The 24,505-nt window shown below is 65.3% G+C and carries 25 protein-coding genes; 17 read left to right on the plus strand and 8 right to left on the minus strand.

Features of this window, described 5'->3' with window-relative positions; genetic code table 11:
• Window positions 1-62: 62 nt before the first annotated feature.
• Genes MAA8898_RS18620 through MAA8898_RS18635 form a run of 4 tightly spaced genes read right to left on the minus strand, consistent with a single transcriptional unit; the run spans window position 63 to window position 4,249 of the window.
• Window positions 63-1,046, minus strand: coding sequence for a substrate-binding domain-containing protein (locus MAA8898_RS18620; protein WP_094022537.1), 984 nt, complete (start codon window positions 1,044-1,046; stop codon window positions 63-65).
• A gap of 26 nt (window positions 1,047-1,072) precedes the next feature.
• On the minus strand, window positions 1,073-2,056 hold the full coding sequence (locus MAA8898_RS18625; protein WP_094022538.1) for an ABC transporter permease: 984 nt from the start codon (window positions 2,054-2,056) through the stop codon (window positions 1,073-1,075).
• Complete coding sequence (locus MAA8898_RS18630) at window positions 2,053-3,558, minus strand: sugar ABC transporter ATP-binding protein (RefSeq protein WP_176445225.1); 1,506 nt, start codon at window positions 3,556-3,558, stop codon at window positions 2,053-2,055. The genes MAA8898_RS18625 and MAA8898_RS18630 overlap by 4 nt, the downstream gene beginning before the upstream one ends.
• A gap of 4 nt (window positions 3,559-3,562) precedes the next feature.
• Complete coding sequence (locus MAA8898_RS18635; protein ID WP_094022540.1) at window positions 3,563-4,249, minus strand: GntR family transcriptional regulator; 687 nt, start codon at window positions 4,247-4,249, stop codon at window positions 3,563-3,565.
• A 110-nt stretch (window positions 4,250-4,359) separates the two neighbouring features.
• On the opposite strand from MAA8898_RS18635, the gene MAA8898_RS18640 reads away from it, so the two are divergent.
• The 11 genes from MAA8898_RS18640 to MAA8898_RS18690 are packed head-to-tail and all read left to right on the plus strand — an operon-like array spanning window position 4,360 to window position 13,838.
• On the plus strand, window positions 4,360-5,244 hold the full coding sequence (locus MAA8898_RS18640) for an SMP-30/gluconolactonase/LRE family protein (RefSeq protein ID WP_245853479.1): 885 nt from the start codon (window positions 4,360-4,362) through the stop codon (window positions 5,242-5,244).
• Between the two features lie 25 nt (window positions 5,245-5,269).
• Entirely contained in the window at window positions 5,270-6,295 is a 1,026-nt protein-coding gene (locus tag MAA8898_RS18645) for a sugar ABC transporter substrate-binding protein (protein WP_094022541.1), read from the plus strand.
• A 59-nt stretch (window positions 6,296-6,354) separates the two neighbouring features.
• Window positions 6,355-7,866 carry a sugar ABC transporter ATP-binding protein gene (locus MAA8898_RS18650; RefSeq protein ID WP_094022542.1) on the plus strand — a complete coding sequence of 504 codons (1,512 nt, stop codon included), beginning with the start codon at window positions 6,355-6,357 and terminating at the stop codon, window positions 7,864-7,866.
• On the plus strand, window positions 7,863-8,834 hold the full coding sequence (locus MAA8898_RS18655) for an ABC transporter permease (RefSeq protein WP_094022543.1): 972 nt from the start codon (window positions 7,863-7,865) through the stop codon (window positions 8,832-8,834). Before MAA8898_RS18650 ends, MAA8898_RS18655 begins: the two co-directional genes overlap by 4 nt.
• Before the next feature lie 23 nt (window positions 8,835-8,857).
• Window positions 8,858-9,352: a lactoylglutathione lyase family protein gene (locus MAA8898_RS18660; protein ID WP_094022544.1), complete on the plus strand. Its 495-nt coding sequence runs from the start codon at window positions 8,858-8,860 to the stop codon at window positions 9,350-9,352.
• A 22-nt stretch (window positions 9,353-9,374) separates the two neighbouring features.
• Window positions 9,375-10,373: a C-terminal binding protein gene (locus MAA8898_RS18665; RefSeq protein WP_094022545.1), complete on the plus strand. Its 999-nt coding sequence runs from the start codon at window positions 9,375-9,377 to the stop codon at window positions 10,371-10,373.
• A 21-nt stretch (window positions 10,374-10,394) separates the two neighbouring features.
• Entirely contained in the window at window positions 10,395-11,066 is a 672-nt protein-coding gene (locus MAA8898_RS18670; RefSeq protein ID WP_094022546.1) for an RraA family protein, read from the plus strand.
• Window positions 11,047-11,964, plus strand: a complete 918-nt coding sequence (locus MAA8898_RS18675) for a 2-dehydro-3-deoxygalactonokinase (RefSeq protein ID WP_094022547.1) — start codon at window positions 11,047-11,049, stop codon at window positions 11,962-11,964. Before MAA8898_RS18670 ends, MAA8898_RS18675 begins: the two co-directional genes overlap by 20 nt.
• Window positions 11,961-12,593, plus strand: a complete 633-nt coding sequence (locus MAA8898_RS18680; RefSeq protein WP_094022548.1) for a 2-dehydro-3-deoxy-6-phosphogalactonate aldolase — start codon at window positions 11,961-11,963, stop codon at window positions 12,591-12,593. The genes MAA8898_RS18675 and MAA8898_RS18680 overlap by 4 nt, the downstream gene beginning before the upstream one ends.
• Window positions 12,590-13,294, plus strand: a complete 705-nt coding sequence (locus tag MAA8898_RS18685) for an SDR family NAD(P)-dependent oxidoreductase (RefSeq protein ID WP_094022549.1) — start codon at window positions 12,590-12,592, stop codon at window positions 13,292-13,294. The genes MAA8898_RS18680 and MAA8898_RS18685 overlap by 4 nt, the downstream gene beginning before the upstream one ends.
• Before the next feature lie 19 nt (window positions 13,295-13,313).
• Window positions 13,314-13,838, plus strand: a complete 525-nt coding sequence (locus MAA8898_RS18690; protein WP_094022550.1) for a 2,4'-dihydroxyacetophenone dioxygenase family protein — start codon at window positions 13,314-13,316, stop codon at window positions 13,836-13,838.
• 218 nt (window positions 13,839-14,056) lie between these two features.
• Here MAA8898_RS18690 and MAA8898_RS18695 read toward each other — a convergent pair whose 3' ends face one another.
• The 3 genes from MAA8898_RS18695 to MAA8898_RS18705 form a co-directional block, all read right to left on the minus strand.
• Window positions 14,057-15,367 carry a TRAP transporter large permease gene (locus MAA8898_RS18695; RefSeq protein WP_094022551.1) on the minus strand — a complete coding sequence of 437 codons (1,311 nt, stop codon included), beginning with the start codon at window positions 15,365-15,367 and terminating at the stop codon, window positions 14,057-14,059.
• Complete coding sequence (locus tag MAA8898_RS18700) at window positions 15,364-15,798, minus strand: TRAP transporter small permease (RefSeq protein ID WP_245853481.1); 435 nt, start codon at window positions 15,796-15,798, stop codon at window positions 15,364-15,366. Before MAA8898_RS18700 ends, MAA8898_RS18695 begins: the two co-directional genes overlap by 4 nt.
• A gap of 141 nt (window positions 15,799-15,939) precedes the next feature.
• Window positions 15,940-16,956 carry a TRAP transporter substrate-binding protein gene (locus MAA8898_RS18705; protein WP_176445226.1) on the minus strand — a complete coding sequence of 339 codons (1,017 nt, stop codon included), beginning with the start codon at window positions 16,954-16,956 and terminating at the stop codon, window positions 15,940-15,942.
• 292 nt (window positions 16,957-17,248) lie between these two features.
• On the opposite strand from MAA8898_RS18705, the gene MAA8898_RS18710 reads away from it, so the two are divergent.
• Window positions 17,249-17,935 (plus strand): GntR family transcriptional regulator, encoded by a 687-nt coding sequence (locus MAA8898_RS18710; protein ID WP_094022554.1) that lies wholly within the window; start codon window positions 17,249-17,251, stop codon window positions 17,933-17,935.
• Window positions 17,936-18,127: 192 nt separating this feature from the next.
• On the opposite strand, the gene MAA8898_RS25895 is transcribed toward MAA8898_RS18710, so the two are convergent.
• Window positions 18,128-18,319 carry a hypothetical protein gene (locus MAA8898_RS25895; protein WP_141194890.1) on the minus strand — a complete coding sequence of 64 codons (192 nt, stop codon included), beginning with the start codon at window positions 18,317-18,319 and terminating at the stop codon, window positions 18,128-18,130.
• A gap of 314 nt (window positions 18,320-18,633) precedes the next feature.
• On the opposite strand from MAA8898_RS25895, the gene MAA8898_RS18715 reads away from it, so the two are divergent.
• The 5 genes from MAA8898_RS18715 to MAA8898_RS18735 all read left to right on the plus strand — a co-directional run bounded on the left by MAA8898_RS18715 (window position 18,634) and on the right by MAA8898_RS18735 (window position 24,434).
• The gene (locus MAA8898_RS18715) at window positions 18,634-19,620 is read left to right on the plus strand and encodes a tripartite tricarboxylate transporter substrate binding protein (protein ID WP_094022555.1); all 987 of its coding nucleotides are present in this window, start codon (window positions 18,634-18,636) and stop codon (window positions 19,618-19,620) included.
• Between the two features lie 91 nt (window positions 19,621-19,711).
• On the plus strand, window positions 19,712-20,185 hold the full coding sequence (locus MAA8898_RS18720; RefSeq protein WP_094022556.1) for a tripartite tricarboxylate transporter TctB family protein: 474 nt from the start codon (window positions 19,712-19,714) through the stop codon (window positions 20,183-20,185).
• 6 nt (window positions 20,186-20,191) lie between these two features.
• The gene (locus MAA8898_RS18725; RefSeq protein ID WP_094022557.1) at window positions 20,192-21,694 is read left to right on the plus strand and encodes a tripartite tricarboxylate transporter permease; all 1,503 of its coding nucleotides are present in this window, start codon (window positions 20,192-20,194) and stop codon (window positions 21,692-21,694) included.
• 205 nt (window positions 21,695-21,899) lie between these two features.
• Window positions 21,900-22,463, plus strand: a complete 564-nt coding sequence (locus tag MAA8898_RS18730) for a LemA family protein (RefSeq protein WP_094022558.1) — start codon at window positions 21,900-21,902, stop codon at window positions 22,461-22,463.
• Window positions 22,464-22,466: 3 nt separating this feature from the next.
• Complete coding sequence (locus MAA8898_RS18735; RefSeq protein ID WP_094022559.1) at window positions 22,467-24,434, plus strand: DUF2207 domain-containing protein; 1,968 nt, start codon at window positions 22,467-22,469, stop codon at window positions 24,432-24,434.
• Window positions 24,435-24,505 lie beyond the last annotated feature (71 nt).

Raw genomic sequence — 24,505 nt, forward strand, 5'->3', positions numbered from 1 at the left:
TCGGTCGACTTGGGGAACCAGGGCGAAAGCCACTGGCGCCCGATACGCCGGTGGCATTGCTCTCAGTGCCTGAACTGCGCGACGTTTTCGGCGGTGATCCGCATCACGCCGGTCTGAATGGTGGTCGGCAGCGGGTTGGCTCCGGTCTCCTGCCAGCCCGGGACGGCCTGAATCGCGCCGGTGTTCAGCCAGTGCAGCAGGTGGACGGCGGTCATCGCCTCGGCAAAGGACTTTTGTGCCACGGCCCCGTGAATCGTGCCGTCCTCGATATAGGGCAGCATGTCGTCGTTGCGGTCCATGGCGACGATCTTGACCTCGCCCTTGCGGCCTGCCTCGGTCACCGCGATGGCCGCGCCCTTGCCGCTGTCCCCATCGGTTCCGCCGATGCCCACCACATCGGGATTCGCCAGCAACGCCTGCGCATAGGCCGTCGGCGCGTAGGACGGGTCAGCCTTGTCGTTGATGACGTCGACGACCTCGATGTCGGGAGCATTCTCGGCAAACCACGCCTTGTAGCCTTCGACGCGCTCAAGCACCGGCGGCGCGGGGAATGTCCCCAGCAGCACCTTGCCCTTGCCGCCAATGGCTTCGGCCAGCATCTGCGCCCCGACCTTTCCCGCCTCGAAGTTCGAGATGCCGAGATGGGTGACACGGGCCGATTCCGGCGCATCGCCGATGATCATCGCGACCGGGATGCCCGCCTCGGCGGCCCGGTTGATGCCGGGCACCAGAGCGCCGACGTCGCCCGGGAAGATCAGGATGCCGGCCGGGCGACGGGCGATCAGTTCGTCCAGCTGGCGCGCCTGCGCGGCTGTGTCAAAGTCGAGCGGGCCGGTAAAGGTGGTCTTGACCCCTAGCGCCTGGGAGGCGGCCTTCAGCCCCAGCCGGTGGTCGGCCCAGAACGGAACCTGGGTCACGACGGACAGAAACACGTATTCCATGTCCGAAGATTGCGCCGTGGCGGCAGCCGACAGAAACGGCAGCCCGGCCGCGCCCATGGCCCCGGCCAAAAGAGCCTGGCGTCTGTTGAGATTGAGTTCCGTCATGGGTGTCCTCCCTGGGATGTGACGGTTCAGTGAAAACTGCGGCCGCGGCGCATCAGCATGTCGAGCGCGACGGCAGCGACGAGGATCAGGCCGGTCACAATCATCTGCCAGTAGACAGAGACGGCGAGCATGGTCATCGCGTTGTTGATCAGGGCAACGAAAACGACGCCCAGGAAGGCGCCGAGGATTGTGCCCTCGCCGCCGCGCAGGCTGGCGCCGCCAATCACCGCGGCGGCCAGAACCTGCAATTCCAGCGCGTTGCCGGCGGTTGGTGTGCCGCTCACCAGGCGCGAGGCCAGCAGCACGCCGGCAAGTGCCGCAAGCATGCCGGACAGCACATAGAGAACGATCCGCACGCGGATGACTGGGATGCCCGACAGATGTGCGGCACGCTCGTTTGCGCCGATGAAATAGACCTGGCGGAAGAAACGCGTGTGCCGGAAGGCGAGATCGAACAGGACGACCAGCAGCAGCGTGATCCACAGCAGGACGGGCAGGCCGAGCCACGAGGACGAGCCGGCCAGGCCGAATTCGCGCGGAAGACTGGAGATCGAAAAACCCTCGGTCATCACCAGCGCAATGCCGCGCGCGATCGACATGGTGCCCAATGTCGCCACCAGCGGGTTGATTCCGATCAGTGTCACCAGCGCGCCATTGGTCAGCCCGATCAACCCGCCCAGCCCGATGGCGGCGGCCACCGCGATCGGGATCGGCACGCCTGCCGCGATCAGCATCGCCGCGACGGTCGATGCCAGTGCCAGAACGGCACCGACCGACAGGTCGAATCCGCCCGAGGCCAATAGCAGCGCCATGCCGATGACGATGATCGCCGTTGGCGCCATGCCGATGGCGACGGCGCGGAAATTCGCCAGTGACAGGAAATAGGGAGAGACGATGGTCATCGTCACGACGATCAGCGCAATCAGCACCAGGAGCGACAGCTCGCGCGTGGCGGCAAGTCGGCGCAGGATCTGGACCGAGGGCGAAGGGGGTACGGTCATGTCGGTCATTGGACGGCCTCGGTGTTGGTGGTTTCGGCTGCGCCCGATGCGAGCGCGATCAACTCTGCCTCGGTGCCCTTGCCAAGCGCGCCCGCGATGCGGCCCTTGCGGACAACAAGCACGCGGTCGGAGATCTCGATGAGTTCGGGAAAGTCGGACGAGATCACCAGCACCGAAACCCCGGCCTCGGCGGCGCTGCGCAGGCTGTCGTGGATCTGGCGCTTGGAACGGATGTCGACGCCCTTGGTCGGTTCGTTCACCACCAGGAGGCGGGGGCCGGTTGCCAGCCACTTGGCCAGCATCACCTTTTGCTGGTTTCCGCCCGACAGGCTCGCCATTGCCGGGCGGTCGTCGGGGGTGCGGATCGAGAAATCGCGAATTGCCCGGTCCGAGGTGGCGCGCGCCCGCGCCGTGCTGAGCAGGCCCAGCCGCGAATGCGCGGGCAGGGCGGCGGCGATGAGGTTGCCCCGCAGCGACATGTCGAGGAACAGGCCTTCGGTCTTGCGGTCCTGTGGGACAAAGCCCACGCCACGCGCCAGCGCGGCACGGAAACCGCGCGGCGAATGGGAATGGCCATCCAGCGTGATCGTCCCGACGGTGGGGCGGGCAAGCCCGGCCAGAACTTCGCCGATGTCCGGTGCGCCGGACCCCAGGAGCCCCGCCAGACCGACGATTTCGCCTTGCCGGAGCGCCAGGTCGATGCCGTCCAGCCGGCCGGTCAGATGGACGCCCTCCAGCCGCGCGATTTCGGCACCCGGAATGCGCGCCGGGCCTGAAGCGGTCTCGCCCAGCTTGCGGCCCACCATGTCCTCGACGATCTCGGCCTCGGTGGTTTCGGCGGCGTTGCGGCAGCTGACCCGGCGGCCGTCGCGAAAGACGGTGATCCGGTCAGCGATGTCCAGCACCTCCGACAGGTGGTGGCTGACATAGACGACTCCCAGGCCCCGCGCCGTCAGCCGCCGGATCAGGCGGAACAGCGCCTGTTTCTCGTCCGGCGCCAGGGCCGAGGTCGGTTCGTCGAGCAGCAGGATCTTTGCGTCCAGCGACAGCGCCTTGGCGATCTCGACCACCTGGCGCGCGCCGACCGGCAGATCGCCGACCCGGGCGCGCACGTCGATTGTCATTTCGAAATCATCCAGAAGCGTGCGGGCCTCCCGGCGCAGTCTGGTCCAGTCGATCCAGCCGCCCCGCTGCGGGGCGCGGCCGGCAAAGATGTTCTCGGCCACGCTCAGACCTTCGGCCAGGCTGAGTTCCTGAAAGACGCAAGATACCCCCTGCGCCTGCGCCTGGGCGATCGAGCCCAGGTGGACCGGTGTCCCGCCGATCCTCACCTCGCCTTCGTCAGGCGTCGTGACTCCGTACATCAGGCCAAGCGCGGTCGATTTCCCGGCGCCGTTCTCACCGAGCAAGGCGTGGACTTCGCCGCGCTCCAGGTCGAAGTCGACTCCGGCCAGTGCCAATGTCGGGCCAAAACGCTTGGTCGCGCCGGCAAGCTCCAGGAGGGGAGGCATCGGGTCAGCCCGCCGACTTGACGGCGTCGGCGGCGGCGATGTCCTCGACCGTTTCGGCATAGGATTCCCGCGTGCGGCCGATGTGCGCTTCGAGGATGGCGGCGATCTGGGCGTCCGACCCGTCGGCCAGCACATCGCGCAGGGCCTTGTGCTCTTCGAACGAGAGTTTCGTGTGCATCGGCTTGACCGAGAGGTGGGTCCTCAGCGCGGCGATCTTGCCGACGTAGCGGTCGTAGCTGTCCTTCAGGTAGTGGTTGCCGCAGTGGGAGAAGAAGGCGGCGTGAAACGCGCTGTCGAGGCGGAGGTATTCCTTGGCGTCCCCCTTGGCGCGCGCCTTTCCCATCCGGTCGACCACGCCCGTGATGTCGGCCACCAGCGCCGCGCGATCGCGCTTGATCGCCAGGTGCAGCGCCGCCATCTCGATCGCGATGCGAAACTCGCAGATCTCGATGACCTCGCGCGCGCTCAGGGTAAAGACGAAGGCGCCGCGCTGCGGCAGGATCGTCACCAGCCCCTCGGTCTTCAGCTGAACCAGGGATTCGCGAACGGGCGTCTTTGACACGTTCAGCTCTTCGGCCAGCTGCCGCTCGGACAGGGCCGCACCCAGTTCATAGGCGCCGGAAACGATCTGCTCGCGCAGATGCTCCAGAACTGTTTCCGTCAATGATTTCGGGCGGTTGATCTGTGCCATTTGCAGGCGCCCTCCTTGGTGCGCTTCATTGCTGTTGATTGAAATATCGTATCTGAGATATCAGATGTCAACGGAAAAGGCGGGTGATCGTCCTTCCAGGGGAGGAAAACATGGGAAAAAGCGCGATTCGGGCAGAGTTGGCCCTGGACTGCCGCAACAGCCACGGCGAGGGCGTTTTCTGGAACGCCGCCGATGGCCGCGTGTGGTGGACCGACATCGAGGGTCGCGCCCTTTGGTGGTTCGAACCGGCAGGCGGCAAGAGCGGCAGGCTCGAGATGCCCGACCGGGTTTGCTGCTTTGCGCCGCGCAAGGATGGCGGGCTGATCGTCGCCTTCGCGCAATCGGTGGTCTTGCTGGATCTAGCAACTGGCGCGTCCGAGACGATCCACGCGTTCGAGCCCGACAGTCCCGACACGCGGCTGAATGATGGCCGCACCGATCGCCAGGGCCGGCTGATCGTGGGCGGGATGAACGAGGCGACCGGCGCTGCCGACAGTTCGGTGATCCGCATCGACCCCGATGGCACCGTCACGACCCTGATCGACGTCGTCGCCTGTGCCAATTCCACCTGTTTTTCGGCCGACGGCCGCACGATGTATTTCGCCGACACGCCCGAACGCACGATCCGCGCCTACGACTACGATCCCGCCACCGGCGACCTGGAGGCCATGCGCCTGCACGCGGATTTCACTGGCGAACCGGGCTTGCCCGATGGTTCCTGCGTCGATGTCGAAGGCGGGGTCTGGAACGCCGAATGGCAAGGGCGTCGCGTCGTCCGTGTTGCCCCCGATGGCCGCATCGACCGGGTGATCGAGGTGCCCACCTGGAAACCGACCTGCTGCGCATTTGGCGGGCCGGAGCTCGACACCCTTTTCATCACGACCTCGCGGCTGATGAGCAGCCCCGAGGACCTGGCGGCTGACCCACATGCCGGTGGTCTGTTTGCCGTCAAGCCCGGAGTCCGCGGGGTGCCTGACGCACCCTTTGGCGGATGACGATACTCAACTGGAGGAGAGTTATATGAGTACCGCGAAGAAATCCCTGATCGTATTGGCAAGCCTGATTGCCAGCGGCGTTGCCGCAGCCGATTACCCGGCACCGGTTCCCATGGCCGACGGCGCCCAGGCCGATCTGTTCCGGCTGTCGAACGATGGCGCTGTCCGCATCGCCTACATGCCGCCGGCGACCGAGTTCAACTACTACATCGCCATTGGCGAGGGCGTGAAGGCAGCGGCGGCCGAAGCCGGTGTCGAGGTCTTCATGCTCGCGCCGCAGTCGGGCGCCGACATCAACGGCCAGATGGGCATGATCCAGGACGCGATCACCCAGGGCGTCGACGCGATCATCCTGTCGACCCACGACGAGGCCGCCGCCGCACCGCTGGTCTCGCGGGCCGTCGAAAAGGGCATTGCCGTGGTAATCGTCAACTCCGACATCGGAAACTTTCCGACCCCGGTCGATGGCGTCGTCGGCTATTCGCAACGCAACGGCACCCATGCCATCGGCGACTACCTGGTCAGCCGCGCCGGAGACGAGGCGATCCAGGTCGGTGTGATCGAAGGGCAGCCGGGCTATCACTCGACCGAGCGGGTGGGGGGCTTTCTCGACGCCATCGGCGGGCATGGCAACATCCAGGTCGTGGCGTCGATCGCGGGCGGCTGGAACGTCGAGGGCGGCAATACCGCCGGCATGGACCTGCTCCAGGCCAATCCCGACATCGACGTGCTGTTCGCCGCCAACGACTACATGATCATGGGCGCCGCCCTGGCCGCAAAGGCACTGGGCAAGAGCGATATCCTGCTGCTCGGCAACGACGGCGACACCGCCGCGCTGGAAGAAATCGCCGGTGGCGCCGTCACCGCGACCGTCAACACATCGCCCTACATCATGGGCGAAATCGCCCTGGCGGTAACCCTGGATGCGCTGAACGGCACCTTCGCGGGCGGGTTCGTCGAAACCCCGACCGCAATCGTTGATGCGGACACTGTCCTCCCCGTTCTCCAGGATGCCGGCAGCCTCTATCCGCAGCCGTCGAAATCCTACTGAGCCAACGTCCCGGCCCCGCACGATCGGGGTGGGGCCGGACTTTGCCCTGAGGATACGCCATGCCACGACACACAAGCATCGACCCCCCCGCGTGGGAAATCCGCGGCCTGACCAAGCGCTTTCCCGGCGTTCTGGCCAATGACGCGGTGAACCTGACCCTCAACCGTGGCGAGATCCACGGGCTGATGGGCGAAAACGGCTGTGGCAAGTCCACGCTGATCAAGGCGCTGATGGGGGTGCATCAGCCCGACGGTGGCGTTATCCTGCGCGCCGGCCAGCCGGTGACCATCGCCGACCCCACCGCCGCCCGCTCTGCCGGCATCGCGGCGGTGTTTCAGGAATTCTCGCTGATCCCGACGCTCAGCGTCGCCGAGAATATCCATCTGGGCAGCTTGCCCGGCCACAGGTTGTGCATCGACTGGACGCGGATGCATGCGCGCGCCGCCGAGGTGCTGGCCCGGCTGGACGTCGCTATCGACCCCGCCGCCACCGTCGGCGATCTTTCGGTTGCCGACCAGCAGCTCGTGGAGATCGCGAAGGCAATCGCCACCGACGCGACGATGGTCATTCTCGACGAGCCCACGACGGCGCTGGGCCTCGACGAGATCGCCGTCCTGCACCGGGTCCTGAAGGGGCTGAAGGCTCAGGGCGCCGCCATTCTCTATGTGTCGCACCGGTTGGACGAGGTTGTCGAACTGGTCGATTGCGTCACGGTGCTGAAGGACGGTCGCGTGGTTTCCACGGCCGAGGACACGCCGGTGACGATCAAGGCCATCGTCGGCGCGATGATCGGAGAGGTGTCTGACCACTATCCAAAGGTGTCCGCCGTGCGCAATGATATCGCGCTTGAACTCTGCGACATCCGGACCGCCAACCGAGTCAACGGTGTCAGCTTTGCCCTGCACCGGGGCGAAGTGCTGGGATTGGGCGGTGTCCTGGGGTCGGGCCGGACCGAGATCGCCAGGGCGATATTCGGCGTCGATCGCCTGACATCTGGCGAAATCCGTCTCGGTGGCAAGAGGCTGCGTTTGCGTTCGCCGCAGGACGCGGTGGCTGCGGGCATCGCGCTGATCCCCGAGAACCGCAAGGCCGACGGGCTGTTCTTCAACTTCACCGGACTTGCGAACATCTCGGTCGCCCGGCTCGACCGTCTCGGGCCGCCGGCGGCGATGAACCTCACCCAGGAGCGTGCGCTGGGCCGCGACCTGATCGCCAAGCTGGAAGTGACCCCGGCCGCCGAGACGCGGCTTGTCGGGCTGTTGTCCGGCGGCAACCAGCAAAAGATCGTGATCGCGCGGTGGCTCTTTGCGGGCGCCAGTGTCTTTGTCCTGGACGAACCGACCCAGGGCATCGACGTCGGCGCCAAGATCGCCGTCTACCGACTGATCAACGAATTGACCGCAGCAGGCCATGCCGTCGTGCTGATCTCGTCGGACCACGATGAACTCCTGGCGATGTCGGACCGGATCGCCGTGGTCAACCACGGCCGAGTCACCGACATCCGCCCCGTCTCGGCCTTTCAAAGGGCCGACCTTGTTCGCGCATCGGCAGAAGAGGAGTTCGCCGCATGACCGCCCTGTTCCGCTCACCCATCGCTGCACCGCTTGCGGCGCTACTGATGGTGGCGCTTGCCACCGCGCTGACCACGCCGCGTTTCATCGATGCGGGCAACCTGTCCAACCTGGCGCTGCAGGTTTCGATCGTGGCCATCGTCGCCATCGGATCGACCTTCGTCATCTTTACCGGGGGCATCGACCTGGCACCGGGATCGGCCATTGCCCTGCTGACCATGGTCTTTGCCGTGATGGTGAAATTCGGCGGCGTGCCGCTGCCGTTGGCCATCCTGCTGACCGTGCTGCTTGGCGGGCTGCTGGGCGCGGTCCTTGGCGGGCTTTCGGCCTACCTGCGCATCCCCGCCTTCATCACCACGCTCGCCGCGCTTTCGGCCTTTCGCGGTGTCGCCTTCATGTTCAACAACGGCTCGCCGGTGTTCTCTGTCCACGACTCGCTGGAAACCATCTTCTACGGCACGTTCCTGGGCCTGCCGCTGCCGCTGTACTACCTCGTCATCCTGTATGCGCTGGCCTGGTACACGCTGCGCTACACCGCCTTCGGCCGGGCCGTCTACGCGGTGGGCGGCAACCCGAACGCCGCCCGGCTGTCGGGGCTGAACGTGCGCAGGATCCAGTGCATGGTCTTCGTCATCGCCGGGCTTGCCGCCGGGATCGGCGCGATCCTGATGGCGGCGCGGCTCAATTCCGGCTCGCCCAACTATGGCGTCGGGCTGGAACTGTCGGCCATCGCCGCAGCGGTCATCGGCGGGGCCAGCCTTGCCGGCGGGCGTGGCAACATCATCAACACCTGCATCGGTGCGCTGACCATCGTCATCGTTCAGAACGGCCTGAACCTGAATGCCGTTTCGACCTCGGTGCAGACCATCGTCATCGGTGCGATCATCGTCGTCGCCGTCGGCCTCGACATGTGGCGCCGCGAGCTTGGCGGCGCCCTGCAACACCTCACCGGGTTCAACCGGACCTGACATATCCAAGAAAGGACAACAAAATGGCAGCAGTCACTTTTTCCCACATCGGCATCACCGTGCCCGATCTGGAACGCGCGGTGGAGTTCTATTCCAAGTGCTTCGACTTCTACGTCATCATGCCGCCGACCACGATCAACCACGACGACAGCGCCATCGGCCAGATGTGCGACGACGTGTTCGGCGAGGGCTGGGGATCGTTCCGCATCGCCCACCTGTCGAGCGGCGACGGCATCGGCATCGAGCTGTTCGAGTTTCCGAACACGATCGAGGAAGAGCGCCCCTTCGAATTCTGGCGCCGCGGCCTGTTCCACTTCTGCCTGCAGGACGAAAAGCTGGAAGAGCGGGTGAAGCTGATCGAGTCCATGGGCGGCAAGCAACGGATGAAGCAGGTGCGCAAGTATTACCCCGGCGAGAAACCTTACCGGATGGTCTATGTCGAGGATCCCTTCGGCAACGTCTTCGAACTGTACAGCCATTCCTATGAGCTGACCTATTCCTCGGCTGCCTACGTCTGAGCCCTTCTGCCGGGAGGCATCCATGAGCAACAAACCCAAGGTCGTCATAACGGATTTCGACTACGGCGACGTCGACATCGAAACCGCGATCCTGCGCGATGCGGGGGCCGAGGTGGTGGCGCTTCAGGCCAAGTCGGAGACCGACCTGGCCATGCATGCGGCCGATTGCGCCGCGATGATGAACCAGTATGCCCGCATCGGACGCACCACCATCGAGCGGATGACCCAGTGCCGGGTGATCGCCCGGTATGGCGTCGGCGTCGACATCGTCGATGTCGAGGCGGCGACCGAGCGCGGCATCCTGGTGACCAACGTGCGCGACTATTGCACCGAGGAAGTGGCCGATCACGCCATCGCCCTGTGGATGGCGCTTGCCCGTCGGCTGTTCGACTACGACCGCGCCACCCATCAGGGCATCTGGCAATGGCAATCCGGCAAGCCGATCAACCGGCTTCGCGGGCGCACGATGGGGATCGTCTCGTTCGGCAAGATCGGCCAGGCGATCGCCGAACGGGCGCGGGCCTTCGGTGTCGAGATCATCGCCTTTGATCCGTTCCTTCCGGCGGATGTGGTCGCCCGCCACGGGGCCGAGCTTGTGGACAAGGCGGGGCTGCTGGCGCGGTCGGACTACATCCTGATGCAGGCCCCGATGAACCCCGATACCCGGCATTTCCTGTCGGACGCCGAGTTCGCGGCGATGAAACCCGGCGCGATCCTGGTCAATACCGGGCGCGGGCCGACCGTGGACAACAAGGCGCTCTACCGCGCCCTGACCACCGGCACGCTGGCCGGTGCCGGGCTCGACGACCCCGAGGAGGAGCCCGCCAAGCGGTCGCACTGGTCGCCGGCGGACAACCCCATCTTCACCCTGCCCAATGTCGTGGTGACACCGCACGCAGCCTACTACTCGGAGGAGTCGATCCGCGCCGCGCGCGAGAATGCCGCCTCGGAGGTGGCCCGCGTGCTGACCGGGCAGCCCCCGAAATTCCCCGTGAATGCGGATGCGCTGGCATCTGCCTGAGACCGACACAAAGGACCGATCATGCTGAAAGTCTACAATGATTTCGACCGCCGCCCCGATCTTCTGAAGAAGTTCGACGAGGTGGTGGCGTGTTATTCCGCCACCGCCGTTTTCGCCGACGTGCAGTATCGCCTGGGCGTGATGGACAGCGGCATCAAGCCGCCGTTCCGCGCCAAGACCTGCGGACAGGCGATCACCGTGCAGCTTTCCAAGGGCGATCTCGTCGACCCCCTGAAGGCGCTGGAGATGGGCCAGCCCGGGGACATCATCGTCGTGGATGCGGGTGGCGACCTGAACACCTCCGTCTGCGGCGGGCTGATGGGCGGGTTGGCCAAGAACCGCGGCATCCGCGCGATGATCGTCGATGGCGCCGGGCGCGACACCGATGAGCTCGAGGATATCGGCTGGCCGATCTGGACCCGTGCGATCACGCCGCGTGGCACCCACACGATGTTTTCCGGCCGCAAGGAAGAATTGTCGATCAACGTCGCCGTCGCCTGCGGCGGGGTGATGGTGAGCCCCGGCGACTTCATCGTTGCAGACTTGATGGGCGTGACCGTGATCCCTCTGGACCGGGCCGAAGAGATCGTGACGCTTGCCGCCGAGCAGGCCGAGCGCGAAGAGAAGACCCGCCAATGGGTCGCCAAGGGCAAGACGGTCGAGGATCTGCTGAATGAATTCGGTCGCATCTGAGCCGCGCCTGATCGGCTTGGACTGGGGCACTTCCAGCCTGCGCGCCTTTCTGATCGGCGGCACTGGCGAGGTGCTTGATGTCGTCTCGGCCCCGCAGGGGATCATGCATGTGGAAGGCCGCGATTTCGACGCGGTCTTTCACCGGCTGGTCCAGCCCTGGCTGCGGGGGCGGGTGCTGCCGATCATCGCTTCGGGCATGATCACCAGCCGCAATGGCTGGCGCGAGACACCTTATATACGCGTGCCTTCGGGCGCCGAGGAACTGGCCCGCAATCTCGTGACCCACGAGGCCTCCGGCGGCGTCAGGCTGTGGTTCGTCACCGGCATGACCACCGAACGCGACGGCGCACCAGACGTGATGCGCGGCGAAGAGGCCCAGATCGTCGGGGCCACCGGCGCCGACATGGGCGACGGTGTCTATGTGATGCCCGGCACGCATTCGAAATGGATCACCGTCGCCGGGGGGCGGATCGAAGACTATGCCACCTACATGACCGGCGAGATTTTCGGCGCGCTGAAGTCGCACACCATCCTTGGCACGCTGATGACCGACGGGGGCTTCAGCAGCGAAGGTTTCCACCTTGGTGCCGAGGCCGGTCTTTCCGGCGGCGGCGAGTTGCTGCACCGGCTCTTCAATGTGCGGACGCTGCCGCTGTTCGGCCGGATCGGGCCGGAAATGACCGCCGACTATCTCTCGGGCCTGCTGATCGGGACCGAAATCGGGGCGGCGGCAGGCGGGTTGGACGGAGCAACGATCACCATCGTCGGCCGCGGCGACCTGGCCGAACGCTATGCCATGGCCTTGGCACTGGCGGGGCTGAAGAGCCGAAGCGCCCCGGAAAACATCGTGGCGCGCGGGCACTTCCTGATCGCCCGGGCAGCGGGGCTTGTATCTTGATTTCCTGGAACCAGGCTTTTGCCGCGAATCCCCTGATCGCCATCCTGCGCGGACTGACGCCCGAACGCGCGGTCGAAACGGCCTCGGTACTGTTCGATGCCGGTTTCCGGATCGTCGAGGTGCCGCTGAATTCGCCGCGCCCGCTGGAGTCGATTTCTGCAATCGCAGAGACCTTTGGCGACAGGATGGTGGTCGGCGCCGGGACCGTGCTGACCGCGGACGCGGCCCGCGCAGTTGTGACGGCCGGCGGCCGGCTGATCGTCGCTCCGAACCTTGATGCCGAGGTTGGAGAGGCCGCGCGTGACGCGGGTGCTGCCTGGTGCCCGGGTGTCGTTACCCCGACCGAAGCGTTCCTGGCCTTGCGCTTGGGCGCGGCGGCGCTGAAGGTCTTTCCGGCCGAAATGGTCCCGCCGCCGGCGGTGGCCGCCCTGCGCGCTGTCCTGCCACCCGAGGCGACGGTGATCGTGGTCGGTGGCATCACGCCTGACACCATGGCGGGATACCGCGCCGCGGGCGCGCAGGGTTTTGGGCTTGGCTCGGCGCTGTTCAAGCCCGACTATGACCTCGATATGGTCTTGGGGCGCGCCCGGCAGTTCCGCGCGGCGCTGAAGGAAATGAGGGAACCGTGAAACGAACCGCATTCGTGTCCGGCGGGACAAGGGGCATCGGAGCAGGCGTCGCCCAAACTCTGGCCGCCGCCGGCTGGCACGTCATCGCCGCAGGTGCGACGCAGGCCGAGGTCGATGCCTTCGAACCGGTGCCCGGCATCGACACGCGGGTGATGGACGTGACCGACGACCGCGCCGTCACCGAGGCCTTTGCCGGGCTCGACAGGCTCGACGGGCTGGTGAATTGCGCCGGCATCCTGCGCCGGGGCGAAGAATACGACATCGAGGTCTTTGCCCGGGTGCTCGATGTCAACCTGACCGGGACCATGCGCTGCTGCCTGGCCGCGCGGCCCTTGCTGGCGGCTGCGGGCGGGGCGATCGTCAACACCGCCTCGATGCTCTCGACCTTCGGCGGGCCGCTGGTGCCGGCCTATTCGGCCTCCAAGGGCGGGGTGGCGCAACTGACCAAGGCGCTGGCCGCGCATTGGGCGCCCGAGGGCATCCGGGTGAACGCCGTCGCCCCCGGCTGGATCGAGACCGAGATGACCCGGGAGCTGCGCGCCGATCCTGCCCGCACCGCCGCCATCCTGGGCCGCACGCCGTTGCGCCGTTGGGGCAAGCCCGACGAGGTCGGGGCATTGGTGTCCTGGCTCCTGTCGCCCGAGGCAAGTTTCGTGACCGGCGCCGTCTATCCCGTCGATGGCGGCTATCTGGCTGTTTGAAGAAAAGGACACCCCCCAAATGCCACTTGAAAACGATGCCGATCCCCGGATGCCCTACCAGTTGCCCTTCCCGAAGGAGGCGCTGGAAGAAATCGTCATCCCCGATGCCGTGCCGGAGGACGACCGCCTGTGGGTCCCGCAGGCCGAGAACGTGTGGTTTCGCCCGCTGTGCCTGAACCGGTCGCAGGGCTACTGGATGAACCTTCTGAAGGTGCGCAAATCTGGTGTGCTGTCACGCCACCGGCATCCGCAGGCGGTGCATGGCATGGTGCTGAAAGGGCGCTGGCACTACCTGGAACACGATTGGGAGGCGACCCCGGGCGCCTATGTCTACGAGCCGCCGGGCGAGACCCATACGCTTGTGGTGCCCGAGGGTGTCGAGGAGATGATCACCTATTTCCAGGTCAACGGCGTGATGTGTTATGTCGATCCCTGGGGCAAGGTCCTGGGTTACGAGGACGTTTTCACCAAGATCGACCTGTGCCGCAAGCATTTCACCGAGGTGGGACTGGGTGAGGATTATGTCGACCGGTTCATCCGGTAGGCAGATCGGTATCGGGCTTGTCGCGCTTGGGGCGTGGCGCGGACCGATGCCGCGTAGCCGCCCGTCAAACCGGAACGCGAGGCCCAGCCGATGGGAACCCGGTCTTGCCGCGTCGCGTCATCGCACCTGCTCTCGCGCTCCACGGCGGTGCGATAGGGGCGAGCGGATTCTTGTCTCACCCGTCCTGCGGTTGCGCATCGCGTTGCGCAATCCGCCCTTTACTTGAAGGTCATCGGCATCAGGGTGCGGGGCAGCCACAACGCGATTTCGGGGAAGACGATGATCAGCAGCAGGATCAGCAGCATCGGGGCGAGGATGATGCAGACGTCGCGCATGACGCTGACCACGTTCATGCCCCCGATTGCCGCCGCGATCAGCAAACATAACCCGTAGGGTGGCGTGACAAGCCCGAAGGCCAGGGAGATGATGCCGATGATCGCAAAGGCAATCGGGTGGATGTCCGCCGCCGTCGCCACAGGCAACAGAACGGTGCCCAGGATGATGATGGTGGGAATGGCGTCGATGAACAGACCGAAGAACAGGAAGAGGGCGGCGATGATCAGGGCGGTTCCGATCATGCCGAATTCATGCGCGGTGAGCGTCTCGACGATCAGGCGGGGGACGTTGTAGAACGCCAGCATCCAGCCAAAGGCAGAGGCCGTGCCGATCGCAAAGAGCGAGATCGAGGCAAACCGGCCCGTGTCATAGAAGATGTGCCCGAGGTCCTTGATCGACACCGTCCGGTAGACAAAGACTCCCAGGATCAGGGCATAGCCCGCCGCGATGATGGCGCTTTCGGTTGGCGTGACGATGCCGCCCACGATCCCGCCGATCACGAGGATCGGCGTCAAAAGCGCCAGCGCCGCGCCTTTGAAAGCGCTCCAGAACTGGGGGAACGTGGGCTTGAGCGCGATGGGATAATCGTAGGCCTTGGCATAGCCGTACACGGTGGCCATCAGCGCGAAGCCGATCAGCAACCCGGGAATTGCCCCCGCCAGGAACAGCGCGCCCACGGATATCTGCATGACCCCGCCCCAGACCACCATCAGGATGCTGGGGGGGATGATGACGCCCATGACGGACGAACATGCCGTGATCGCGATGGCGAAACGGGGCTGGTAGCCTTCCTTGACCATCGCCGGGATCAGGATCTTGCCGCAGCCGGCGGCGTCGGCCGTGGACGAACCCGAGATGCCTGCAAACAGCATCGACACCGCCACGTTCACATGGCCCAGTCCGCCCGGCATCCACCCGGTCAGCACGCGGGCGAAATCGATCAGCCTGGTCGTGATCTTGCCCGAGTTCATCAGGTTTGCCGCCAGCAGGAAGAAGGGCACCGCCAGCAGGATGAACGAATTGTAGGACTGGAACATCCGGTCGAGGATGATGAACGGGGTGAGCCGGATGTCCAAAACGACGATCGGTATCGTGGCGATGCCCAGGGCAAAGGCGACGGGCACGCGGACCAGGATCAATGCCAGGAAGCCCCCCACAAGGATCATGCAGGCGAGGCCAGTTGAGACGATCATGACGCGGCAGTCCTGTTCTTGGTGAAGGCGCTGAACGCCTCATACAGTCGATAGGCTGCAAAGATGGCCCAGATGGCCCCGGCCAGGGGAACCGACACGTAGATCCACAGCAGGTTGGCGCGCATCATGACCGAATTCTGGATCGAACCGACCTTGGCGTATTCGATCCCGTACCAGGCAAACAGCAGCGCAAAGACCATGATCGCGGCGTAGACGACGCCCTTTTGCAGCAGCGCGCCGCCCGGGCTCAGCGCGTCCCGGGAGATGACGACATCGAAGTGGGTGCCGTCCCAGACCGCCAGCATGGATCCGATCATCACGACCCAGACAAAGATGAAGGTCGCCAGTTCTTCGGTCCAGAGAAAGGTGGGGATCAACCCAGTGTAGCGCGAGATCACCTGCATCGCGACAGGGACAGCCAGCGACGCCATGAGGCATCCCAGCAAGACGCGCAGACCATTGCTGAAGGCTTCGAGAATTCGCCCGACCATGATGATGTCGCCTTGCGTGTTGGGGCGGCTTGCCCGGAGCGGAAGGGGGGCGCCCTGTGGTCAGGGCGCCCCCGGATCGGATCACATGCCGCGAATGGTCGCGAGCAGGTCGGTTGCTCCGATTTCAGCGGCGAATTCGTCCTGGACGGGCTTGACCATCTCGAGCAGCGTTTCGCGGCCGTCGAATTCCTGCACCTTGATCTGGCCCGCGTCGAGCATCTCTTGCAGCTTCAGCCCGTCTTCGCGCGATTCCAGTTCGCGGCCGAAGGCGCCTGCCTCTTTTCCGGCTTTCAGGACAGCGGCTTGGAGGTCTTCGGGCAGCTTGCGGAAGGTCTTGCCGCTCATCACGATGGGACGCACGGTGATGGTGTGCTTGGTCAGCGTGATGTAGGGGGCGACCTCGTAGAACTTGAGGTTCTGGATGCTGGCAGCTTCGTTTTCAAAACCCGCGATCACGCCGGACTGGATGGCGTTGTAGACCTCGTTGTAGGCAATCGCCGAAGGCGCTGCCGTCAGCGCTGCAAAGGTCTTGGCCTGGATGGGGGCGCCCATGACGCGCATCTTGTGGCCGGCCAGGTCATCAAGGCTTGCGATCGGTCCGCTGGACACCAGGTTGCGGACGCCGCCGCCGGTATAGCCGATGATCTTGATGTCGGCGTTCTTTTCCAGCTCGGCTTCGAGCGGGCCGAATGCGTCGCTGGACAGCACCGTGTTCCAGTGATCCAGATCGCGGAACAGGAAGGGCATGTCCATCAGCGGAATGGCGGGCGCGAACTTGGCCATGTTGGACGGGGCCATGATCGTGTAGTCGATCGCGACGCCCTGCTGGAGGAAGTTGACGTAATCGCTTTCGACGCCCAGTTCGCCATTCAGGCGCAGGTCGAATTCCACGTCGCCGGTGTAGTATTCGCCGACCAGTTCCTCGAATTTCCGCATCGTCTTGGTGAAGGCATGGTTTTCGTCGAACATGCTTGCGCCGCGCAGGGTCACGTCCTGCGCAAGGGCTGCGGTCATGGAGGCTGCGCTGAGCCCGGTCGCAAGCATGACGCCCATCGTCACGCGCGCGGCTTTCTTGGTTACGGTGCTAAGAAAAGTCATTTTCGTCCTCCCAGACATTGGTTTTTCGACCGGAGTTCAGATCCGGACGGCCGGATTCCTTGGTGCCTGGACCGAGATAACCGGCTCTGGCGCCATCCGTCAAGAAAAATGCAGACTAGTATGGTACTTTGGTGTAGCCCTGCTTCAGAGCGTCACCGGCAGGCGGAGTCGCACGGCCGCGCGTCCGCGAAATCGGTGGATTTGTTGATGTGAAAGCGCTTTTGCAGTACATACCTTGAGGCTCAAGCCGCGTCGGCAGACGGCGACGGGAAACTGGGATGGCGGACTAGACATGAATGTATTCGACCCACAGGACGCCAGGAGGCTGACGACAAGCGAAGAGGTGTTTCGGCAATTGAAGTCGGACATCATAGCGATGCGTCTGTTGCCGGGGGCCAAGATTTCCGAGGTCGAGGTGGCCAAGACCTACAACGTGTCCCGCCAACCCGTCCGAGAGGCGTTCATGCGCCTGGGAGAGCTGGACCTGCTGGAAATCAGGCCGCAACGCGCCACTCGCGTGCGCAAGATCTCGCACCAGAAACTGCGGGATACCCGTTTCATCCGCGCCGCGGTCGAAGTCGAGGTCGTGCGCGTTGCCTGTACGACGGCCACGCCGGAAAGCCTGGAGGCGATTGCGGCAAACATTGAGCAGCAACGTGAGGCCGTCGCGGCGGGAAATGCCGTCGATCTCAAGACGCTGGACTACGAGTTTCATCGGCTGATCTGCGTGGCAGCGGACCGATTGCCCGCGTTCAAGGTGATTTCCGAGAACAAGGCGCATACCGAACGGGCCTGCACGCTGGAACTCAACGACGCGACAGGGATGCGGGAAGTGCTCGAAGGCCACGTCGGGATCTTCGAAGCCATCAAGGCGGGCGACGCGGAAACCGCCGTCGCCAGGACCCGGGTCCACCTGGCGCATCTCGACGGGACGCTGATCAGCGCCTCGCAGAACAACCCGGACTTTTTCGAAGACTGATAACCCGCGCGTTGACAAGTCCTGAATACTACCATACCAGTCATCCTTGACGTTGGGTGAGTTCTCGCTCGGAAGACCCGCTTTCGGGGGTATGGCCATGGGATTGAGTGGAAAAGCGGCGAACGCAACAGGTGGTGGGCGTGCAGGCGCACCGCGCCGTGCGGCGGACAGCGCGAATGGCCTTCTGCCCTCTCAATCCAGCGGGAAACGCGCGGATTTCACCGCCGCCGGGATCACGGCACAAGCGGCAAAGCCCTTGCGCTGCAAGGCCGCATGACCAGCCCGGCGGACGCAGGGATGGCGGCCGCTGAGACCTGCCATGCGGCTGGTGAAGGTGGCGCGGTTGTCGCAGCGACTGGCGGGAGAGTTGGCCACCAGAGCCACGCCTGTACGATTTGCCCCGGGATGATCCGCACCGAATTCCACAATGTCTTTGCCATTGGCGAAGCGCGTGCCAGAGTACCCGCAATGACCGCGGTCGCATGCGAAGGGACATCAAATTGCGGGGCCGGCGTGACGGCCTTGCCGGCCTTGGGCCAGGCGTGGTTCGTGACAGGCCCCTCCGTTGCCGATCAACGGCGGCACCCAGTTTTTCCGAGCACCGCTCGGAGAGAAACCCCCGGGCCAGGCACCATGGCCCGGGGTCACCAAAAGGCGCATTGTCAGCGCTGACCAACGACCAATCGGGAGGACCATCAATGACCAGATCGATTACCTTCAAGAAGATCGCCCTGAGCGCGACGCTTGCAACCGCGGCGGCGTTCAGCCTTGCCGTGCCGGCCTTTGCGGAATACCCGGAGCGCCCGATCACGCTGATCGTGCCCTGGGGTGCTGGCGGCGGCACGGACGCGACCGGCCGCATGATCGCGGGCCTGTTGCAGGAAGAGCTGGGCCAGCCCGTCAACGTGGTGAACCGCGATGGCGGCAGCGGCGTCGTCGGCCATTCGGCCATCGCCACGGCAGAGCCCGATGGCTACACCATCGGCGTCGTGACCGTCGAGATCGGCATGATGCACTGGGCCGGTCTGACCGAACTGACCTACGAAGACTACACCCCCATCGCGCTGTACAACTATGACGCCGCGGGCATCCAGGTGCGCGCGGACAGCGAATGGAACACCGTGGGCGAGTTGTTGGACGCGATCAAGGCCGATCCCGGCAAGCACAAGGGCTCGGGCACGGGGCAGGGCGGCATCTGGCACCTCGCCCTGGCCGGCATGTTGAACGACGCCGGCGCGGCGGCGGATGCGGCACCGTGGGTGCCGTCCAAGGGCGCGGCCCCGGGCCTGCAAGAGCTGGTCGCCGGTGGCGTTGACGTCGTCACCTGCTCTGTTGTCGAGGCCGCGGCGCTGATCGAGGCCGGCAAGGTCAAATCCCTCGCCGTCATGGGCGAAGAGCGTCTTGGCGCCTTTCCGGATGTGCCCACGCTGAAAGAAGCCACCGGCTCTGACTGGAAGATGGCCGCCTGGCGCGGTGTCGCAGGCCCCAAGGGCATGCCCGACGAAGCCACGGCCAAGCTTACCGCCGCGCTTGAAACGGTGTGGAAGTCCGCGGAGTTCCAGGAGTTCATGAACGGACGCGGCTTTGGCCTGGTGTGGAAGCCGGGTGACGAGTTCACCACCTGGATGAAGGACAGCGATGCTGCCCTCGGCACCGTCATGACGGCTGTGGGCCTGGCGAAGTAACCCGCTGGCCGACAATGTTGTAGAAAGGGACCGTGGCTGTTGACCGCGGCCCCTTTCGCATCTCCGACATCTCCAGCTGACGAGGCCCGACATGCGTTTCAACAATGTCATTCCAGGCGGACTGCTGATCCTGTTCGCGCTGGCGGAGATTGCCTACGCCCGCACGTTCCCCCGCCTGCATGGCCAGGCGTACGGTCCTGACCTGTTCCCGACGCTGATCGGTATCGGGTTGATCGTGTGCGGGGCCATTCTTGTCGTCCAGGGGATCGCGCAGCGGGCCCAGGTGCCGATGGTCGAGATCGGCGATTGGGCGCAGGACCGGGGCAACATCGCGAATATCGTCATCCTGCTGGCCTGCATGGTCTTCTACATCCTTGCGTCGCAGCGTCTGGGCTTCATCCCCTGTTCGTTGCTGATCATGACGACGCTGCTGGTGCGGTTCGGCTCAAGCTGGCGCGCCAGCATCCTCATCGCCGCCATAACGACCCTCGTCATCCACACGTTGTTTGCCAAGTTTCTGCTGGTGCCGCTGCCCTGGGGTATCCTGTTGCCCGTTGCGTGGTAAGGGATCATGGACACGATTTTCAAAGCCTTTGCACTGATCTCCGACCCCCAGACCCTAGGGATCATGCTGCTGGCCGCCGTCTTTGGGCTGTTCGTCGGGGCGATCCCGGGGTTGACGGCGACGATGGCCACCGCCTTGCTCATCCCGTTCACCTTCTTTCTCGACCCCGTTCCGGCCATCGCGATCATCGTGACCGCCGTGGCCACCGCGATCTTCGCCGGCGACATCCCCGGCGCGCTGCTGCGGATTCCGGGCACGCCGGCCTCGGCCGCCTATTGTGACGAATCTTATGCAATGACCAAGAAAGGGCAGGGCGAACAGGCGCTCGGCATCGCCCTGGTCACCTCCGTGATCGGCGGGCTCGTGGGCAGCGTGGTGCTGGCCTTCAGCGCGCCGGCGCTGGCGGAATTCGCCATCCAGTTTTCCTCCTACGAGTATTTCTGGCTGGCCTGTCTCGGCCTGTCCTGCGCGGTCATCATCTCGACCGGATCGACCCTCAAGGGGTTCGTCTCGCTGTTCATCGGCCTGTTCATCGCCACCGTCGGGATCGACGGGACGGCGGGCCACCCGCGCTTTACCTTCGGCAACGTGGAGTTGATGGGCGGGGTCAGCTTTATCCCGGCAATGATCGGCATGTTCGCCATTTCCGAGGTGCTGCGCTACGTCGCCTCGAACCGCGACGTGATCCAGGTGCCGCTCCAGAAATCCGGGTCGGTGTTCGCGGGCCTGGGGCCGATCCTGAGGAAGTACAAGTTCAACATCGTGCGCGGCTCCTCGATCGGCGCGGTCGTGGGTATTCTGCCGGGGGCCGGCGCGGATATCGCGGCGTGGATTTCCTTTGCCATCTCCAAGAAACGTTCGAAGACGCCGGAAAAGTTCGGCACGGGTCACCCCGAGGGGCTGGTCGATGCGGGGGCCGCCAACAATGCAAGCCTCGCCGGGGCCTGGGTGCCGGCCACCGTGTTCGGCATCCCCGGGGACTCCATCACCGCGATTGCGATCGGCGTGCTGTACATGAAAGGCATGAACCCTGGTCCGATGGTGTTCATCATGAACCCGGAACTGATCTACGCGGTGTTCCTGGCCTTCTTCATGGCCAATCTCGCGTTGCTGCCACTGGGCTTCGTGGCCATCAAGCTGTCACGCCACATCCTGCGCATTCCGCGCCGCGTCCTGATGCCGATCATCGTGATCTTCTGCATGGTCGGCGCCTTTGCCATCAACAACACGGTGTTCGGAATCTCGGTCATGCTGGTGCTGGGGGTGCTGGCCTATCTGATGGAGGAAAACGGCTTTCCGGTTGCGCCCGCGATCCTTGGCATCGTTCTGGGGAACATGGTCGAAGACAATTTCATGGCCTCGATGATCAAGGCTGACGGAGATCCGCTTGGGTTCTTTTCGCGGCCCATTGCGGCGACGCTGGGCGTCATTACCATCCTGGTCTGGCTGGTGCCTCTGGTAAAGATCCTGATTCGTTGGCAGGCGAAGCGCCGTCAGCAGGTATCCTGAGAAGGCTCGCGGGGCCTCTGCTGGTTGCCGTGGGCCGGAATGGTCCGCGCCAATGGGCCGTCACGGTCACCTTCGCGACGTCCTTCCCTGTCCCGGGTCGGCTTGCGCGGTGGCTATCCTCGCAGGGGCCACGCTACGGGACACAGTCGCTGGCGGCGGCAGCGCGGCTCGGCTAGGTTTGGGCAACAGCAACGGAGGCATCCCCATGTCGTTGGTCCTTTACGTCATTCTCGCGCTGATCATCCTGATCCCGCTCTACGTCATTTATCTGTACAACCGGCTGGTCCGCTCACGGAACATGGTCGAGGAGGGCTGGAGCGGCATCGACGTGCAGCTCAAGCGCCGGGCCGACCTGATCCCCAACCTTGTCGAGACCGTGAAGGGCTATGCCGTCCACGAAAAGAACGTGCTCGAAGAAGTCACCCAGGCGCGCGTCGCGGCGGGGGCGGCGCAGTCGGTGGAGGGCACGCAGAAGGCCGCCGACATGATGACCGCGGCGCTTGGCCGTCTCTTCGCGGTGGCCGAGGCCTACCCCGAGCTCAAGGCCGACGCCAATTTCCGCGAACTGCAAGGCCAGCTGGCCGAGACCGAGGACATGATCCAGAAGGCGCGCCGCTACTACAACGGCGCGGTGCGCGCGCTCAACACGCAGGTCGAGCAGTTTCCGTCAAACCTCGTGGCGCAGCAATTCCGCTTTGCCCGCGCGGATTACTTCGAGATCGAGGATCCGGCGCACCGGGCGCTGCCCCAAGTCGACTTTACGAGCTGAGCCATGGCGCTGCATCGGGTTCGCGTTTTCGCTCTGCTGCGCAGTCTTGTCGCCGCCTGTCTTGTCGCGCTTGCGGCAGGCGGGGCGGCGCAGGCGGCCGAGGAAATCCTGTCCTTTGACGTCACCGTGGAGGTGCTGCCGGACGGCGCGCTGGAGGTGACCGAGGAAATCCGTGTCCGCGCGGAGGGCTCCGAGATCAGCCGCGGCATCTACCGCGACTTCCCGGTGCAGTACCGGGAAGAGAGCGGCGCCGTCAGTGTTGCCACCTTCGAGGTGCTCGAGGTGCGGCGCAACGGCGAAAGAGAGCCCTATACGGTGCTGGACCAGGGCGCCGACAAGCGGCTGCGCATCGGCGATGCCGACGTGTTCCTGCGGGTGCCGTCCGAACAGCTCTACGTGCTGCGCTACCGCACCGAAGGGCAGTTGCGCGTGCAGCCGGATTTCGACGAGCTGTTCTGGAACGTCACCGGCAACGACTGGGCCTTTCCCATCCTCGCCGCCTCGGTGCAGGTCACCTTGCCGGATGGCGTGCCGATCCTGCGGCACACGGCCTACACCGGCCCGCGCGGAGCGCGCGGACAGGACTACGAAGTGCTGGAGGCCACCGGCAGCACCTACCGCGCACGCACGACCGCGCGACTGAGCCGGGGCGAGGGGTTTTCCGTCGCCGTCGCCTGGCCCAAGGGCGCCATCACCATCCCGCCGCCGCGCTACACCTCGGCCACGCGCCCGCCGCGCACCACGGCCTCGGGCAGGCCGCTGACGCCGGCCGCCGGGGTGCTGGCGACCCTGATCGGCGCCCTGCTGCTGACGCTTGGCTGGTCCCGGGTGGGGCGGGATCCAAAGCCCGGCGCGATCTACCCGCGGTTCGATCCGCCCAAGGGCCTGTCGCCCGCCGCGACACGCTACGTCAGGCGGGCGGGCTTTGACCGGCGCTGCCTGACGGCGGCGATCCTGTCGATGGCGGTCAAGGGCGTCCTGCGCATCGAGGAGAAGGAAAAGACCTGGGCGCTGGGCCGCGACACCTACACGCTGACCCCGCTCGGGTCCGCCGGCAAGGGGCTCAGCCACGGCGAATCCGGCGTCTATGCCAAGCTGTTCCCGCTGGAGAAGCCGGTGACGCTGACCAGCGACAAGACCAACGGCAAGCGTATCGACGCGGCGCGGAGCGAACTGTCAAACCGGCTCTGGACCGAGCATTACGGCGCCAGCTTCAAGCGCAACACGCTGTACACGCTGGGCGGGGTGCTGGGCGGCATCCTTGCCGCGGTGTTGTTGCTGGGGTTGGCGGGCAACTGGAACGTCATCGTCATCATCGCCTGGGCGGTGCCCGCGCTGGCCGTCGGCATCGCGACACTGCTGATCGGCATGGCGCTGTCCGGGCTGATCGCCGGGCGCAGCGCCGGGTTCGACATCGGGCGGGTGGCGCGCGTTGTGTTCCTCGTCGTGGGCTTTGTCGTGATCCTTGGCTCGGAGATTTCGGTCTTTGGCGTCCTTGCCGGCGTGTCGGCCTCGTTCCAGTCCGGCGGCGCGCTGGCCCTGGCCGGCTCGGTCTTCGGCGTGGTCGCGGCGCTGTTCCATTTCCTGATGGCGGCGCCCAGCAAGGCGGGGCGTGATCTGCTCGACCAGATCGAAGGGTTCGAGATGTACATGGCGGTCGCCGAGGAGGATCGCCTCAACATCCTGAACCCGCCGGAAAAGACGCCGGAGCTGTTCGAACAGCTTCTGCCCTACGCGGTCGGCCTGGGCCTGACGCATGAATGGTCGCAGAAATTCGCCGGTGTGCTGAGCGCGGCCAATGCGCCGGGCTGGTACCAGGGCAACCGGATGTTCGACGCGGACCGCTTTGACAGCGGCTTTGGCCACGCGGTGGCCTCGACCTCGGCGCCGTCCAGCCGCTCGTCCAGCGGCTTCAGCGGCGGTGGCGGTTCGGGTGGCGGCGGCGGTGGCGGCGGTGGCGGCGGCTGGTGAACGCGTCCTGAACGCGACGCGCCGGCGAAGCCTGGCTGACGCGGTCGGCAAGGACCGGCAACGCGAACAAG

Origin of the sequence: Antarctobacter aquimaris, from assembly GCF_900184945.1 — a bacterium.
In the GTDB taxonomy this organism is placed as follows: Bacteria; Pseudomonadota; Alphaproteobacteria; order Rhodobacterales; family Rhodobacteraceae; genus Maliponia; species Maliponia aquimaris.

Coding starts and splice junctions, on each gene's coding strand:
- MAA8898_RS18620 (WP_094022537.1), bottom strand. CDS start 1,046: ATGACGGAACTCAATCTCAACAGACGCCAGGCTCTTTTGGCCGGGGCC.
- MAA8898_RS18625 (WP_094022538.1), bottom strand. CDS start 2,056: ATGACCGACATGACCGTACCCCCTTCGCCCTCGGTCCAGATCCTGCGC.
- MAA8898_RS18630 (WP_176445225.1), bottom strand. CDS start 3,558: ATGCCTCCCCTCCTGGAGCTTGCCGGCGCGACCAAGCGTTTTGGCCCG.
- MAA8898_RS18635 (WP_094022540.1), bottom strand. CDS start 4,249: ATGGCACAGATCAACCGCCCGAAATCATTGACGGAAACAGTTCTGGAG.
- MAA8898_RS18640 (WP_245853479.1), top strand. CDS start 4,360: ATGGGAAAAAGCGCGATTCGGGCAGAGTTGGCCCTGGACTGCCGCAAC.
- MAA8898_RS18645 (WP_094022541.1), top strand. CDS start 5,270: ATGAGTACCGCGAAGAAATCCCTGATCGTATTGGCAAGCCTGATTGCC.
- MAA8898_RS18650 (WP_094022542.1), top strand. CDS start 6,355: ATGCCACGACACACAAGCATCGACCCCCCCGCGTGGGAAATCCGCGGC.
- MAA8898_RS18655 (WP_094022543.1), top strand. CDS start 7,863: ATGACCGCCCTGTTCCGCTCACCCATCGCTGCACCGCTTGCGGCGCTA.
- MAA8898_RS18660 (WP_094022544.1), top strand. CDS start 8,858: ATGGCAGCAGTCACTTTTTCCCACATCGGCATCACCGTGCCCGATCTG.
- MAA8898_RS18665 (WP_094022545.1), top strand. CDS start 9,375: ATGAGCAACAAACCCAAGGTCGTCATAACGGATTTCGACTACGGCGAC.
- MAA8898_RS18670 (WP_094022546.1), top strand. CDS start 10,395: ATGCTGAAAGTCTACAATGATTTCGACCGCCGCCCCGATCTTCTGAAG.
- MAA8898_RS18675 (WP_094022547.1), top strand. CDS start 11,047: ATGAATTCGGTCGCATCTGAGCCGCGCCTGATCGGCTTGGACTGGGGC.
- MAA8898_RS18690 (WP_094022550.1), top strand. CDS start 13,314: ATGCCACTTGAAAACGATGCCGATCCCCGGATGCCCTACCAGTTGCCC.
- MAA8898_RS18695 (WP_094022551.1), bottom strand. CDS start 15,367: ATGATCGTCTCAACTGGCCTCGCCTGCATGATCCTTGTGGGGGGCTTC.
- MAA8898_RS18700 (WP_245853481.1), bottom strand. CDS start 15,798: ATGGCGTCGCTGGCTGTCCCTGTCGCGATGCAGGTGATCTCGCGCTAC.
- MAA8898_RS18705 (WP_176445226.1), bottom strand. CDS start 16,956: ATGACTTTTCTTAGCACCGTAACCAAGAAAGCCGCGCGCGTGACGATG.
- MAA8898_RS18710 (WP_094022554.1), top strand. CDS start 17,249: ATGAATGTATTCGACCCACAGGACGCCAGGAGGCTGACGACAAGCGAA.
- MAA8898_RS18715 (WP_094022555.1), top strand. CDS start 18,634: ATGACCAGATCGATTACCTTCAAGAAGATCGCCCTGAGCGCGACGCTT.
- MAA8898_RS18720 (WP_094022556.1), top strand. CDS start 19,712: ATGCGTTTCAACAATGTCATTCCAGGCGGACTGCTGATCCTGTTCGCG.
- MAA8898_RS18725 (WP_094022557.1), top strand. CDS start 20,192: ATGGACACGATTTTCAAAGCCTTTGCACTGATCTCCGACCCCCAGACC.
- MAA8898_RS18730 (WP_094022558.1), top strand. CDS start 21,900: ATGTCGTTGGTCCTTTACGTCATTCTCGCGCTGATCATCCTGATCCCG.
- MAA8898_RS18735 (WP_094022559.1), top strand. CDS start 22,467: ATGGCGCTGCATCGGGTTCGCGTTTTCGCTCTGCTGCGCAGTCTTGTC.